The organism is Pseudomonas sp. SLBN-26 (genome assembly GCF_006715895.1).
GTDB lineage: Bacteria > Pseudomonadota > Gammaproteobacteria > Pseudomonadales > Pseudomonadaceae > Metapseudomonas > Metapseudomonas otitidis.
Map to the genome: position 1 here is coordinate 6,089,113 of NZ_VFOB01000001.1, position 14,524 is coordinate 6,103,636.

The 14,524-nt window shown below is 66.2% G+C and carries 12 protein-coding genes and 3 tRNA genes; 14 read left to right on the forward strand and 1 reads right to left on the reverse strand.

All coding sequences use genetic code 11. The features are described 5' to 3' along the window. Positions 1-137: 137 nt before the first annotated feature. The 13 genes from aruF to FBY21_RS28400 all read left to right on the forward strand — a co-directional run bounded on the left by aruF (position 138) and on the right by FBY21_RS28400 (position 12,532). The gene (aruF, locus tag FBY21_RS28340) at positions 138-1,154 is read left to right on the forward strand and encodes an arginine/ornithine succinyltransferase subunit alpha (protein ID WP_044412298.1); all 1,017 of its coding nucleotides are present in this window, start codon (positions 138-140) and stop codon (positions 1,152-1,154) included. Positions 1,155-1,226: 72 nt separating this feature from the next. Then, a complete protein-coding gene (gene astA / locus FBY21_RS28345) occupies positions 1,227-2,252 on the forward strand; it encodes an arginine N-succinyltransferase (protein ID WP_044412295.1) in 1,026 nt (341 codons plus the stop codon). Next, positions 2,249-3,712: a succinylglutamate-semialdehyde dehydrogenase gene (astD, locus tag FBY21_RS28350; RefSeq protein WP_142015761.1), complete on the forward strand. Its 1,464-nt coding sequence runs from the start codon at positions 2,249-2,251 to the stop codon at positions 3,710-3,712. The genes astA and astD overlap by 4 nt, the downstream gene beginning before the upstream one ends. Beyond that, on the forward strand, positions 3,709-5,055 hold the full coding sequence (gene astB, locus FBY21_RS28355; RefSeq protein ID WP_142015765.1) for an N-succinylarginine dihydrolase: 1,347 nt from the start codon (positions 3,709-3,711) through the stop codon (positions 5,053-5,055). The genes astD and astB overlap by 4 nt, the downstream gene beginning before the upstream one ends. An 85-nt stretch (positions 5,056-5,140) precedes the next feature. After that, complete coding sequence (locus tag FBY21_RS28360; RefSeq protein ID WP_044412286.1) at positions 5,141-5,431, forward strand: hypothetical protein; 291 nt, start codon at positions 5,141-5,143, stop codon at positions 5,429-5,431. A 10-nt stretch (positions 5,432-5,441) separates the two neighbouring features. Further along, positions 5,442-6,437: a succinylglutamate desuccinylase gene (gene astE, locus FBY21_RS28365; RefSeq protein ID WP_142015770.1), complete on the forward strand. Its 996-nt coding sequence runs from the start codon at positions 5,442-5,444 to the stop codon at positions 6,435-6,437. 115 nt (positions 6,438-6,552) lie between these two features. Next, positions 6,553-7,563 (forward strand): low-specificity L-threonine aldolase, encoded by a 1,011-nt coding sequence (gene ltaE / locus FBY21_RS28370; protein WP_142015773.1) that lies wholly within the window; start codon positions 6,553-6,555, stop codon positions 7,561-7,563. A gap of 113 nt (positions 7,564-7,676) precedes the next feature. Next, positions 7,677-10,298, forward strand: coding sequence for an alanine--tRNA ligase (alaS, locus tag FBY21_RS28375; RefSeq protein ID WP_142015777.1), 2,622 nt, complete (start codon positions 7,677-7,679; stop codon positions 10,296-10,298). A gap of 144 nt (positions 10,299-10,442) precedes the next feature. Continuing rightward, positions 10,443-11,681: an aspartate kinase gene (locus FBY21_RS28380; protein WP_044412275.1), complete on the forward strand. Its 1,239-nt coding sequence runs from the start codon at positions 10,443-10,445 to the stop codon at positions 11,679-11,681. Between the two features lie 181 nt (positions 11,682-11,862). Next, positions 11,863-12,048 (forward strand): carbon storage regulator CsrA, encoded by a 186-nt coding sequence (gene csrA / locus FBY21_RS28385; RefSeq protein WP_007159101.1) that lies wholly within the window; start codon positions 11,863-11,865, stop codon positions 12,046-12,048. 60 nt (positions 12,049-12,108) lie between these two features. Further along, positions 12,109-12,199 (forward strand) — tRNA-Ser (locus FBY21_RS28390). 108 nt (positions 12,200-12,307) lie between these two features. Continuing rightward, positions 12,308-12,384, forward strand: a tRNA-Arg gene (locus FBY21_RS28395). Positions 12,385-12,455: 71 nt separating this feature from the next. Next, positions 12,456-12,532 (forward strand) — tRNA-Arg (locus FBY21_RS28400). A 90-nt stretch (positions 12,533-12,622) separates the two neighbouring features. Here the strand turns inward: FBY21_RS28400 and FBY21_RS28405 are convergent. Further along, positions 12,623-13,567, reverse strand: a complete 945-nt coding sequence (locus FBY21_RS28405) for an alpha/beta fold hydrolase (protein ID WP_142015781.1) — start codon at positions 13,565-13,567, stop codon at positions 12,623-12,625. A gap of 116 nt (positions 13,568-13,683) precedes the next feature. On the opposite strand from FBY21_RS28405, the gene FBY21_RS28410 reads away from it, so the two are divergent. Beyond that, positions 13,684-14,505, forward strand: a complete 822-nt coding sequence (locus FBY21_RS28410) for a substrate-binding periplasmic protein (RefSeq protein WP_107329394.1) — start codon at positions 13,684-13,686, stop codon at positions 14,503-14,505. The last annotated feature ends 19 nt before the right edge of the window (positions 14,506-14,524 follow it).

Here is a 14,524-nt window from a genome sequence, read left to right on the forward strand (position 1 = left end):
GGAAGGCGCGGCACAGGAGGTGCCGCGTCGCACAACCAGGGATGAAGGTTTTTCATGCGTGATCGGCGGCCCATTGGCCGCCGTTTTCTCCGGTCGGCCAACGGCGCCGCCGGAGCCTTTATTGAAGGAGTGACCCCATGCTGGTGATGCGCCCCGCGCAAATGGCCGACCTCGCCGATGTTCAGCGACTGGCCGCGGACAGCCCCGTGGGTGTCACGTCCCTCCCGGACGACGCCGGTCGCCTGGGCGAGAAGATCACCGCCTCCGAAGCGTCCTTCGCTGCCGAAGTGAGCTTCAACGGTGAGGAGAGCTATTTCTTCGTGCTGGAAGACACCGAGCGCGGCTGCCTGGTGGGCTGCTCCGCCATCGTCGCCTCCGCTGGTTTCTCCGAGCCCTTCTACAGCTTCCGCAACGAGACCTTCGTGCATGCGTCCCGGGAGCTGAAGATCCACAACAAGATCCACGTCCTCTCGCTGTGCCACGACCTCACCGGCAACAGCCTGCTGACCAGCTTCTACGTCGAGCGCGACCTGGTGAACACCGCCTTCGCCGAACTCAACTCCCGCGGCCGCCTGCTGTTCATGGCCAGCCACCCCGAGCGCTTCGCCGATGCGGTGGTGGTGGAGATCGTCGGCTACAGCGACGACCAGGGTGAGTCGCCGTTCTGGAACGCCGTCGGGCGCAACTTCTTCGACCTCAACTACGTCGAGGCCGAGCGCCTGTCGGGGCTGAAGAGCCGCACCTTCCTCGCCGAGCTGATGCCGAACTACCCCATCTACGTGCCGCTGCTGCCCGACGAGGCCCAGGAGTCCATGGGGCAGGTGCACCCGCGCGCGCAGATCACCTTCGACATCCTCATGCGCGAAGGCTTCGAGACCGACAACTACATCGACATCTTCGACGGTGGCCCGACCCTGCACGCCCGCACGTCCGGCATCCGCTCCATCGCCCAGAGCCGCGTGGTGCCGGTGCGCATCGGTGCCGCGCCCAAGGTGGGCCGCCAGTACCTGGTGAGCAACGGCCAGCTGCAGGACTTCCGCGCCGTGGTGGCCGAGCTGGACTGGGCCCCGGGCAAGCCGGTGGAACTCACCGCCGAAGCCGCCGAAGCCCTGGGCGTCGGCGAGGGCGCCAGCGTGCGCCTGGTGGCGATTTAACCCCGAGTGCCAGCCCTGGGCGGCGTGCCGCCCGACCTGCCGCTCGCAGCACGAAGCTCTAACGGAGTGACTATGATCGTTCGTCCCGTACGCAGCGCCGACCTGCCGGCCCTGATCGACCTGGCGCGCAGCACCGGCGCCGGCCTGACCACGCTGCCCGCCAACGAGGAGCGCCTGACCCACCGTGTGGGCTGGGCCGAGAAGGCATTCCGTGGCGAGGCCGAGCGGGCCGATGCCGACTACCTGTTCGTGCTCGAGGACGACGACGGCAAGGTCGTCGGCATCTCCGCCGTGGCCGGCGCCGTGGGCCTGCGCGAGCCCTGGTACAACTACCGCGTCGGGCTCACCGTCAGCGCCTCCCAGGAGCTGAACATCCACCGGCAGATCCCCACGCTGTTCCTGGCCAACGACCTGACCGGCAACTCCGAGCTGTGCTCGCTGTTCCTGCACGCCGGCTACCGCACCGGCCTCAACGGGCGCCTGCTGTCCAAGGCGCGCTTCCTGTTCATCGCCGAGTTCCCCGAGCTGTTCGGCGACAAGGTGATCGCCGAGATGCGCGGCATGTCCGACGAGCACGGCGTCTCGCCGTTCTGGGAAAGCCTGGGCCGGCATTTCTTCAAGATGGAGTTCTCCCGCGCGGACTACCTCACCGGCGTCGGCAACAAGGCCTTCATCGCCGAGCTGATGCCCAAGTTCCCGCTCTACACCTGCTTCCTCTCCGAGGCGGCGCGGGACGTGATCGGGCGCGTGCACACCGACACCGAGCCGGCCCTGGCAATGCTCAAGGGCGAGGGCTTCAGCTTCCAGGGCTACGTCGACATCTTCGACGCCGGCCCGGCCATCGAATGCCAGACCGCGAAGATCCGCGCCGTGCAGGACAGCCAGGCGCTGGTGCTGGCCGTCGGCACCCCCGGCGAGGACGCCACGCCGTACCTGATCCACAACCGCAAGCGCGAGGATTGCCGCGTCACCGCCGCTCCGGCGCGTCTGGCTGCCGGCACCCTGGTGGTGGACGCCGACACCGCCAAGCGCCTGAAACTCTCGGCTGGCGCCTCGGTTCGCGCCGTGCCCCTGTCGGCCAAGGAGTCCGTGAAATGAGCACCCATTACATCGCAGGCGCCTGGCAGGCCGGGCAGGGCGAGGCCTTCGACTCGCTGAACCCGGTCACCCAGGCATCCGTCTGGAGCGGGCAGGGCGCCAGCGCCGAACAGGTCGAAGCGGCCGTGGCTGCCGCCCGTGCGGCCTTCCCGGCCTGGGCCCGCCTGAGCCTGGACGCGCGCATCGCCGTTCTCGAACGCTTCGCCGCCACCCTCAAGACCCGCGCCGACGAACTGGCCCGTTGCATCGGCGAGGAGACCGGCAAGCCGCTGTGGGAGTCCGCCACCGAAGTGACCAGCATGGTCAACAAGGTCGCCATCTCCATCCAGAGCTACCGCGAACGCACCGGCGAGAAGAGCGGCCCGCTGGCCGATGCCACCGCCGTGCTGCGCCACAAGCCCCACGGCGTGGTCGCCGTGTTCGGCCCCTACAACTTCCCTGGCCACCTGCCCAACGGCCACATCGTGCCCGCGCTGCTGGCCGGCAATGCCGTGGTGTTCAAGCCCAGTGAGCTGACCCCCAAGGTGGCCGAGCTGACGGTCCAGTGCTGGATCGAAGCGGGCCTGCCCGCCGGCGTGCTCAACCTGGTGCAGGGCGGCCGCGAAACCGGCGTCGCCCTGGCCGGCAACCCGGGCATCGACGGCCTGTTCTTCACCGGTTCCAGCCGCACCGGCAACCTGCTGCACCAGCAGTTCGCCGGCCGCCCGGACAAGATCCTGGCGCTGGAGATGGGCGGCAACAACCCGTTGGTGGTGGACGAGGTGGCCGATGTCGATGCGGCCGTCTACACCATCATCCAGTCCGCCTTCATCTCCGCCGGCCAGCGCTGCACCTGCGCCCGCCGCCTGCTGGTGCCGGTCGGCGCCTGGGGCGACGCGCTTCTGGCGCGCCTGGTGGCGGTGGCGGCGAGCATCCAGGTCGGCGCCTTCGACGCCCAGCCGGCGCCCTTCATGGGCTCGGTGATCTCCCTGGACGCCGCGCGCCACCTGCTCAAGGCCCAGGAGCACCTGATCGCCCAGGGCGCCACGCCGCTGCTGGCCATGTCCCAGCCGCTGGAGACCGCCGCGCTGCTGACCCCCGGCATCCTCGACGTCACTGCAGTGGCCGAGCGACCGGACGAAGAGTTCTTCGGCCCGCTGCTGCAGGTGATCCGCTACGACGGCTTCGAGGCCGCCATGGCCGAGGCCAACGCTACCCAGTACGGCCTGGCTGCCGGCCTGCTCTCGGACTCCCGCGAGCTGTACCAGCGCTTCTTCATCGAGAGCCGCGCCGGCATCGTCAACTGGAACAAACAACTGACCGGGGCCGCGAGCAGCGCGCCCTTCGGGGGTGTCGGCGCGTCGGGCAACCACCGCGCCAGCGCCTACTACGCCGCTGACTACTGCGCCTACCCGGTCGCCTCGCTGGAAAGCGAAACCCTCGCCCTGCCTGCAACCCTGACGCCTGGAGTCAGCCTATGAGCGCCCATGAAGTGAACTTCGACGGTCTGGTCGGCCCGACCCACAACTACGGTGGCCTGTCCTACGGCAACGTGGCGTCGCAGAGCAACAGCCAGGCCGTCTCCAGCCCCAAGGAAGCCGCCCTGCAGGGCCTGGCGAAGATGAAGGCGCTGATGGACATGGGCTTCCAGCAGGGCGTGCTCGCCCCGCAGGAGCGCCCCAACGTCGCCGCGCTGCGCAGCCTCGGCTTCGCCGGGACCGACGCCCAGGTGATCGAGAAGGCCGCCCGTGAGGCCATGCCGCTGCTGGCCGCCTGCAGTTCGGCATCCAGCATGTGGACCGCCAACGCCTGCACCGTCAGCCCCAGCGCCGACACTGCCGACGGCCGCGTGCACTTCACCGCTGCCAACCTCAACTGCAAGTTCCACCGCAGCATCGAGCACCCCACCACCAGTCGCGTGCTGGGGGCGATGTTCGCCGACGAGCGCCACTTCGCCCACCACGCCGCGCTGCCGGCGGTGGCGCAGTTCGGTGACGAAGGCGCGGCCAACCATACCCGGTTCTGCAAGGGCTATGGCGAGGCCGGCGTGGAGTTCTTCGTGTTCGGCCGCAGCGCTTTCGACAGCCGCTTCCCGGCGCCCTCGCGCTACCCGGCGCGGCAGACCCTGGAGGCCAGCCAGGCCGTCGCGCGCCTGCACGGGCTGAGCGAGGCCGGCGTGGTCTACGCCCAGCAGAACCCGGCGGTGATCGACCAGGGCGTGTTCCACAACGACGTGATCGCGGTAGGCAATGGCGAGGTGCTGTTCCATCACCAGGACGCCTTCCTGGAGACCGACAAGGTACTGGCCGAGTTGCACGACAAGCTGGGCCGCGTCGGTGGCCGCTTCCAGGCCGTGTGCGTGCCCCGCGAGGCGGTGACGGTGGAGGACGCGGTGCGTTCCTACCTGTTCAACAGCCAGCTGCTCAGCCGCGCCGACGGCAGCATGCTGCTGATCGTCCCGGAGGAGTGCCGCAACAACGCGCGGGTGTGGCACTACCTGCAGACCCTGACCGCCGAGGACGGCCCGATCCGCGAGGTGAAGGTCTTCGACCTCAAGCAGAGCATGCAGAACGGCGGTGGCCCGGCGTGCCTGCGCCTGCGCGTGGCCCTGAAGGACAACGAGCTGGCGGCGGTCAACCCGGGCGTCATCCTCACCCCCTCGCTCTACGACACCCTGACCGCCTGGGTGGAGAAGCATTACCGCGATCGCTTGAGCGAAAGCGACCTGGCTGATCCACAATTGCTCACCGAATGCCGCACGGCATTGGATGAACTCACCCAGATCCTTAAACTGGGCGCCGTTTATCCGTTCCAACTGAACTGAGCGGCGTGCGGCCGGCGGTGAGGTGTTCCTCGGAACCCTCCGCCCCGCCCGCCGCTCTCTGCCTTACGATCCTGGAGTTCTACACATGTCCGACGCCCTGCAACTCATCCTCGAAGACACCGACGGCACCCAGCTGGAAACGTCCTGCACCCGTTTTGCCGTGGTCTGGCAGGGCAAGGAGGTCTGGATCCAGACCGCCGGCAACGGCCAACTGCTGATCGGCGTTGACGTGGAGGAGGGCGATACCGAGTACGCCAACCTGCTGCTGCGCCCGCTGGCCACCAACTTGGTGAGCCTGCAGCTGGAGATGGAACCGGCCGACGCCGACGACGAAGACGGCCACGTACACGGGCCGGACTGCAACCACGACCACTGAGGACGCGCGGATGCTGGCCCTTGGCAAGCTGCTTGAACTGACCCTGGCCGGCCGTGAGCCGACCGAGAAGATTCAACTGACCGCTGAGGGCACGCGCCTGCACTGGCTGGCGGAGGGCGCCCTGGAGGTGACCCCGCCCGCCGGCGCCGATGACGGCCTGGACCTGCTGCTCTCCGCCGGCATCCACGGCAACGAGACGGCGCCGATCGAGCTGCTCGACCGGCTGATCCAGGGTGTGGCCCGGGGCGAACTGAAACCCCGCGCACGCATCCTCTTCCTGCTCGGCAACCCCGAGGCCATGCGCCGGGGCGAGCGCTATGTGGAGCAGGACATCAACCGCCTGTTCAATGGCCGCCACGAGCAGACCAGCGGCACCGAGGCCATGCGCGCCAACGAGCTGGAACACCTGGCCGCTGCGTTCTTCGCCCGCGAGGGCCGCACCCGCCTGCACTACGACATGCACACAGCCATCCGCGGTTCGCGCATCGAACAGTTCGCCCTCTATCCCTACCGCGAGGGGCGTGCCCATTCCCCCCGCGAGCTGGCGCGCCTGGCCGCTGCCGGGGTCGAGGCCGTGCTGCTGCAGAACAAGACCGGCATCACCTTCAGCTCCTACACCTACGCGCGGCTGGAGGCCGAGGCCTTCACCCTGGAACTCGGCAAGGCCCGGCCGTTCGGGCAGAACGAGGGCGTGAACCTCGACCGCCTGGAGACCCGCCTGCGTCAGTTGATCGAGGGCGCCGAGCCGGAGGCGGACGCGCTGGGCGACCTCAAGCTGTTCGCCGTGTCCCGCGAGGTGATCAAGCACAGCGATGCCTTCCGCCTGCACCTGCCCGACGATGTGGAGAACTTCAGCGAGCTGCCCACCGGCTACCTGCTGGCCGAGGACATCGCCGGGACCCGCTGGGTGGTGGAAGAGCAGGGCGCGCGCATCATCTTCCCCAACCCCAAGGTGAAGAACGGCCTGCGCGCCGGCATCCTCATCGTGCCCGCCAACGTCGACTGATCCAGTGGGCCGAGCCCCTGCGGGCTGAGGCCCGCTTCGTGGGGCGCCTGGCGCCCCTTGCCCCACTCGCCGCGCTCCTTTAGGGTCACCCCCTTACCCAGCCAAGGAGCCCGAGATGTCCGTCATAGACCTGCGCAGCGACACCGTCACCCAACCCACTCCGGGCATGCGCGAGGCGATGAACCGCGCCCCGCTGGGTGATGACGTCTATGGCGAAGACCCCACCGTGAACCGCCTGGAAGCCTGGCTGGCCGAGCGCCTGGGGTTCGAGGCGGCGCTGTTCGTCCCCACCGGCACCATGAGCAACCTCCTGGGCCTGATGGCGCACTGCCAACGGGGCGACGAGTACATCGTCGGCCAGCAGGCGCACACCTATAAGTACGAAGGCGGCGGCGCGGCGGTGCTGGGCTCGATCCAGCCACAGCCCATCGAGGGCGAGGCCGACGGCAGCCTGGACCTGGCGAAGGTGGAGGCGGCCATCAAGCAGGACGACTTCCACTTCGCCCGCACCCGCCTGCTGGCGCTGGAGAACACCATGCAGGGCAAGGTACTGCCCCTGGCGTACCTGGCAGCGGCCCGCGAGCTGACCCGCCGCCGTGGCCTGGCGCTGCACCTGGATGGCGCGCGGCTGTACAACGCCGCCGTGAAGCTGGGGGTGGACGCCGCCGAGATCACCCGCCATTTCGACTCCGTCTCCGTGTGCCTGTCCAAGGGGCTGGGCGCGCCGGTCGGGTCGGTGCTGTGCGGCGGGACCGAGTTCATCCAGCGTGCCCGCCGGCTGCGCAAGATGGTCGGTGGCGGCATGCGCCAGGCTGGCCTGCTGGCCGCCGCCGGGCACTACGCCCTGGAGCACCAGGTGGCGCGCCTGGCCGACGACCACGCCAACGCCGCACGCCTGGGTGAAGGGCTTGCGGCGCTGGGCTTCAGCGTGGAGCCGGTGCAGACCAACATGGTCTACGTCGACATCGGCGAGCGGGCCGCTGCCCTCAAGGCCTTCATGGCCGAGCGCGGCGTGGTAGTGAGCGCGGCGGCACGCCTGCGCATGGTCACCCACCTGGATGTCGACGCCGCCGGAATCGAGCGGGTGATCGAGGGTTTTGCCGCGTTTCTGGATCATGCGGGCTGAAATCCCCCCGATAGCCCCTTTCTATCGCACAAGGCACTATCCGCGCGGCAAAGGGCCGATATAATGCGGCCCTTTGCCGGCGATTCTTGACCGCAGATTCCGTGGACGAACCTATGAAAAGCGCAGAAATCCGTGAAGCCTTCCTGAGCTTCTTCGAAGAGAAGGGGCACACCCGCGTCGCCTCCAGCTCCCTGATCCCGGGCAACGACCCGACCCTGCTGTTCACCAACGCGGGCATGAACCAGTTCAAGGACTGCTTCCTGGGCCTGGAAAAGCGCGCCTACACCCGTGCCACCACCAGCCAGAAGTGCGTCCGCGCCGGCGGCAAGCACAACGACCTGGACAACGTCGGCTACACCGCGCGCCACCACACCTTCTTCGAAATGCTGGGCAACTTCAGCTTCGGCGACTACTTCAAGCGCGATGCCATTCACTACGCCTGGGAATTCCTCACCGGCGACAAGTGGCTGAAGCTGCCCAAGGAAAAGCTCTGGGTCACCGTCTACGCCAGCGACGACGAGGCCTACGACATCTGGACCCAGGAAGTCGGCATCCCTGCCGAGCGCATGGTCCGCATCGGTGACAACAAGGGCGCGCCCTATGCGTCCGACAACTTCTGGGCGATGGGCGATACCGGCCCGTGCGGCCCCTGCACCGAGATCTTCTACGACCACGGCCCGGACATCTGGGGCGGCCCGCCCGGTTCCCCGGAAGAGGACGGTGATCGCTACATCGAGATCTGGAACAACGTCTTCATGCAGTTCAACCGCACCGCCGATGGCGTGATGCACCCGCTGCCGGCGCCCAGCGTGGACACCGGCATGGGCCTGGAGCGCATCAGCGCCGTGCTGCAGCACGTGCACTCGAACTACGAGATCGACCTGTTCCAGAGCCTGCTCAAGGCCGCCGCCGAGGCCATCGGCTGCGCCAACGACGACGCCCCGTCCCTGAAGGTCGTGGCCGACCACATCCGCTCCTGCTCCTTCCTGGTGGCGGACGGTGTGCTGCCGTCCAACGAAGGCCGTGGCTACGTGCTGCGCCGCATCATTCGCCGCGCCTGCCGCCACGGCAACAAGCTGGGCGCCAAGGGCACCTTCTTCCACAAGATCGTCGCTGCCCTGGTGGCCGAGATGGGCGAGGCCTTCCCCGAGCTCAAGCAGCAGCAGGCGCACATCGAGCGCGTGCTGAAGACCGAGGAAGAGCAGTTCGCCAAGACCCTGGAGCATGGCCTGAAGATCCTCGAGCAGGACCTTGCGTCCCTGCAGGGCCAGGTCATCCCGGGCGACATCGTCTTCAAGCTCTACGACACCTACGGGTTCCCGGTCGACCTGACCGCCGACATCGCCCGCGAACGCGAGCTGACCGTCGACGAGGAAGGCTTCGAGCGCGAGATGGAAGCCCAGCGTGAACGCGCCCGCGCCTCCAGCGCCTTCGGCATGGACTACAACAGCCTGGTCAAGGTCGACGGTGACACCCGCTTCCTCGGCTACGCCGGTACCAGCGGCAGCGGCAAGGTCGTCGCGCTGTTCAAGGCTGGCGCTGCCGTCGACAGCCTCGTCGAAGGCGAGGAGGGCGTGGTGGTGCTGGACCAGACCCCGTTCTACGCCGAGTCCGGTGGCCAGGTGGGTGACTGCGGTTACCTGGAAGGCGCTGGTATGCGCTTCGACGTCCGCGACACCACCAAGGCCGGCGGTGCCTTCCTGCACCACGGCATCGTGGCCAAGGGCGGCCTCTCGGTCGGTGCCGGCGTCAAGGCCGAGGCCGACTCCACCGTTCGCAGTGCCACGGCGCTGAACCACTCCGCGACCCACCTGCTGCACGCAGCCCTGCGTCGCGTGCTCGGTGAGCACGTGCAGCAGAAAGGCTCCCTGGTGGACAGCCAGCGCCTGCGTTTCGACTTCAGCCACTTCGAGGCCATCAAGCCCGAGCAGCTGAAAGCGCTGGAAGACATCGTCAACACCGAGATTCGTCGCAACACCGCAGTCGAGACCGAAGAGACCGACATCGAGACCGCCAAGGCCAAGGGCGCCATGGCGCTGTTCGGCGAGAAATACGGCGACCAGGTACGCGTGCTGAGCATGGGCGGTGATTTCTCCGTCGAGCTCTGCGGCGGTACCCACGTCTCCCGCACGGGCGACATCGGCCTGTTCAAGATCACCAGCGAAGGCGGCGTAGCCTCCGGCGTGCGCCGTATCGAGGCAGTCACCGGTGCTGCGGCCCTGGCCTACCTGAACGGTGCCGAGGAGCAGCTGAAGGAAGCGGCCGTGCTGGTCAAGGGCAGCCGTGACAACGTCCTGGACAAACTCGCAGCCCTGCTGGAGCGCAACCGCCAGCTGGAGAAGGAAGTCGACCAGCTCAAGGCCAAGGCGGCCAGCGCGGCCGGCGACGACCTGGCGGCATCGGCGGTGGAGGTCAAGGGCGTCAAGGTCCTGGCCGCGCGCCTGGACGTGGACGGCGATGCGCTGCTGGCGCTGGTCGACCAGTTGAAGAACAAGCTCGGCCGCGCAGTGATCCTGCTCGGCGGGGCGCTGGAGGGCAAGGTGACACTGGTCGCCGGCGTCACCCAGGACCTGACCGGCCAACTCAAAGCCGGCGATCTGATGAAGCAGGCCGCGGCAGCGGTCGGTGGCAAGGGCGGTGGCCGTCCGGACATGGCGCGTGGCGGTGGTACCGACGCGGCAGCCCTGGACCAGGCCCTGGCACTTGCCGTTCCGTTCGTCGAGCAGGGGCTCTGATGCCGTTGGCGCCCGGTTGCCACACGCACCGGGCGCCCGCCGGAACCCTTCGCCAGGAGCTCCGCGCCACGCCCGGCGGGCCCTTGGCAGTGTCCTGCGTTGATTGTTTAATGGGCGCCCTTCACGGGATTAGGCGGCTTTGAAATGGCTTTGATCGTACAGAAGTTTGGGGGGACCTCGGTCGGCACCATCGAGCGCATCGAGCAGGTGGCCGAGAAGGTCAAGAAATTCCGCGAGCGCGGTGACGACATCGTCGTGGTGGTTTCCGCCATGAGCGGCGAAACCAATCGCCTCATCGATCTGGCCAAGCAGATCAGCGACAACAAGCCGGTTCCGCGTGAGCTGGACGTGATGGTGTCCACCGGCGAGCAGGTGACCATCGCCCTGCTGGCGATGGCACTGATCAAGCGCGGTGTGCCGGCCGTCTCCTACACCGGCAACCAGGTCCGCATCCTCACCGACAGCGCCCACAACAAGGCGCGCATCCTGCAGATCGACGACCAGAAGATCCGCGCCGACCTCAAGTCTGGTCGCGTCGTGGTGGTCGCCGGTTTCCAGGGCGTGGACGAGCACGGCAACATCACCACCCTCGGTCGTGGTGGTTCCGACACCACCGGCGTGGCCCTGGCGGCTGCCCTCAAGGCGGACGAGTGCCAGATCTACACCGATGTAGATGGCGTCTACACCACCGACCCGCGCGTTGTCCCCCAGGCCCGTCGCCTGGACAAGATCACCTTCGAGGAAATGCTGGAAATGGCCAGCCTCGGTTCGAAGGTGCTGCAGATCCGCTCGGTGGAGTTCGCCGGCAAGTACAACGTTCCGCTGCGCGTGCTGCACAGCTTCCAGGAGGGTCCGGGCACCCTCATTACCCTTGATGAAGAGGAATCCATGGAACAGCCGATCATTTCCGGCATCGCCTTCAACCGCGACGAGGCCAAGCTGACCATCCGTGGCGTGCCGGACATCCCCGGCGTGGCCTTCAAGATCCTCGGCCCGGTGAGTGCGGCCAACATCGAAGTGGACATGATCGTGCAGAACGTCGCGCACGATAACACCACCGATTTCACCTTCACCGTGCACAACAATGACTACCAGAACGCCCTGGCCGTGCTGGAGAAGACCGCTGCTGAGATCGGTGCCCGTGAAGTCGGCGGCAACACCAACATCGCCAAGGTGTCCATCGTCGGTGTCGGCATGCGCTCCCACGCGGGCGTCGCCAGCCGCATGTTCGAAGCCCTGGCCAAGGAAAGCATCAACATCCAGATGATCTCGACTTCCGAGATCAAGGTCTCCGTCGTCATCGAGGAGAAGTACCTCGAACTGGCCGTCCGTGCCCTGCACACCGCTTTCGAACTGGATGCACCCGCTCGACAGAGCGAGTGAGCCTTATAACGAAAGGCGCGGCTCACCCCGCGCCTTTCGTCGTTTTTGGTCTGCGGTGGTGGAACTTTCCTTTTGCCACCGCTGGTCAATACTTGGGTGGACGCCCCTTGAAATTCATGGGGGGCCGACGCCATTTCTTTTTTGCAGACTGTCCCTGAAACACATCCGTGAGGAGAAAGGAATGCTGATTCTGACTCGCCGGGTCGGAGAGACCCTGATGGTCGGTGATGAAGTCACTGTCACCGTATTAGGCGTGAAAGGTAATCAGGTGCGCATTGGCGTCAACGCCCCGAAAGAGGTAGCCGTGCACCGTGAGGAAATCTACCAGCGCATCCAGAAAGAGAAAGACCAGGAACCAAACCACTAATTTTTCTACTTTTTTTCTTTGCAAACGGGGAAAACATGGTTATCATGCGCCCCGTGTTGCGGAGAGGTGGCCGAGTGGCCGAAGGCGCTCCCCTGCTAAGGGAGTACACCTCAAAAGGGTGTCGGGGGTTCGAATCCCCCCTTCTCCGCCATTATTCAGTGTTGTAGAGATGTCAGCGGTTAGTTCGATAAGTTATTGAAAAGTATCGAAAAAATCAGTTGACGGTGGTTTTGAAGTCTCTATAATGCGCGCCCACAACGCACTCGTAGCTCAGCTGGATAGAGTACCCGGCTACGAACCGGGCGGTCAGAGGTTCGAATCCTCTCGAGTGCGCCATTTTCAATCAGCTGATATAGCGTCGGTTGATTGAAGAAACCAGCGGTGATCTGGTCTAAAAACACCACAACGCACTCGTAGCTCAGCTGGATAGAGTACCCGGCTACGAACCGGGCGGTCAGAGGTTCGAATCCTCTCGAGTGCGCCATACAAGAAAGGCCTGCAGAAATGCAGGCCTTTTTCTTTTCCCGCCTTTTTTATTTCTCCGGTAATTGCGTCGCTCTGTACGAGCAAGCGGTCACGGTGTGGCCGTGCCGGTGGCGAGATCGTCGAGGAAGGCCTGGTAGTGGCGTGCCGTCTCGGCGGGGCGCTCGATCATCGGGGCGTGTCCGCAATCCTTCATGACCACCGTACTGGCGTGCGGGATCAGCGGCTTCATGACATCGAGGCTCGATACATCCAGCACGCGGTCCTGATCGCCCCAGAGCAGCAGGGTAGGGGCCTGGATCTTTGGCAGTTCCGGCTCCAGGGGGATGTAGCGCTGAACCAGTTGCTGAAAGACCGCTTCATAGTGGACCTGGTTGGCGATGGCCCTGTCGGCGAGGTAGCGCTTGAGCGGGGCTGGCAGGATCGGCGGATCGACGAAAACGAAGTCCATCAGCCTGTCGTAGTCGGAGACGCGGGTGACCACCAGGGGATTGGGGCGGCCCTGTTCCAGCAGGTCGAACAGTTCGCTCTTGTGTGGTGCAGTGACCCCCGCGTTGTCGAAGAGCGCCAGCGAACGCACGCGGTCCGGGTAGCGCGCCGCATACAGCGCCACGATGTGCCCACCCATGGAGTTGCCCACCAGATGGACCTTGCCCACCCCCAGCGCCTGAATGAAGTCCGCCAGCCGCTCGGCCTGAGTGCCGACGTCGTAGCTGCCCGCCGGCCGGCTGCTTTCACCGAAGCCCGGCAGGTCGGGTACCACCACGTGGTAGCGGCTGCTGAAGTGCCGGGCCATGCGCAGCCAGTTGTCCTTGTCCGCACCGAAGCCGTGGACCATGACGATGGTCTCGCCCAGCTTCGGGCCGCCGTCGTAGTAGGCGAAATCCAGTTCGCCCGCTGTCACCACCTGATTGCTCAGGCCGGCCAGATGGGTTTCCACCAGTCGCGCGCTGGCCATCAACGCAGGCGGATAGAAATAAAGCGTGGCCGCCACTGCTGCCAGCAACGTCACAAGTCCTGCAAGCAGTTTCTTCATCAAGGCTTCCTTATGACAAAAAACGATTTCAAATGGCCTAAGCTAGCACGGCGTTATGGTCGTGCAGTGACACGGCCGGCGTCTTCCCAACCAAGCTCCAGTACTGGGACTCCATGATGTACAGACGTCTCTTCCTCGCTCCGTTGCTGATCGCCAGCCTGCTGGTGCCGACCCTCGCCCTGGCGGCCAAGAAGTGCGAGCGCCTGGTGGCCACGGGAAACCCCGAGTACCCGCCCTACCTGTGGCGCGACCCACAGAACCCCAAGCTGCTGGTCGGCGCCAATGCCGACCTGCTGCACCGCATCGGCGAAGAAATCGGCGTGAAGATCGACGTCCTCTATACCGGCCCCTGGTCCCGCGCGCAGGACGAAGTGCGCACCGGTCGGGTCGACCTCATCGCCGGGGCCTTCCTCACCCTGCCGCGGCTGGAAACGATGGACTACATCCACCCCGCCTTCCTGGACACGCCCAGCGTGGTCTGGGTCAAGCACGGCCGCGCGTTCCCCTTCCAGGGACGTGACGACCTCAAGGGGCGTACCGGTGGCACCCTGGTGAACAACAGTTTCGGCCAGGACTTCGACCACTTCGCCCGCGACAACCTCACCCTCGAAGAAGTCCCCAGTGTCACCCAGGCCTTCCAGAAGCTGCTGCTGGAGCGCACCGAATTCGTCCTCTACGAGCACTACCCCGGCGTCGCCCTGGCGGAAACCCTCGGCATCACCCATGACCTGGAAGTGCTGGAACCACCTATCGCCAGCGAAGGGCTGTACCTCACGCTCTCTTACAACTCCGCCTGCAACGACCCCTGGCTGCGCGGACAACTGGCGAAAAAGATGACAGAATTGGTCGCCGCAGGGGTGCCGCAGGCCCTGCTGCAACGCAATCTCGAGCGGTGGCGGACCCAGCAGGTACAGCCCGCCACGGCCCCGAAACCGTAGGAAACCCCAGTGATCGAAC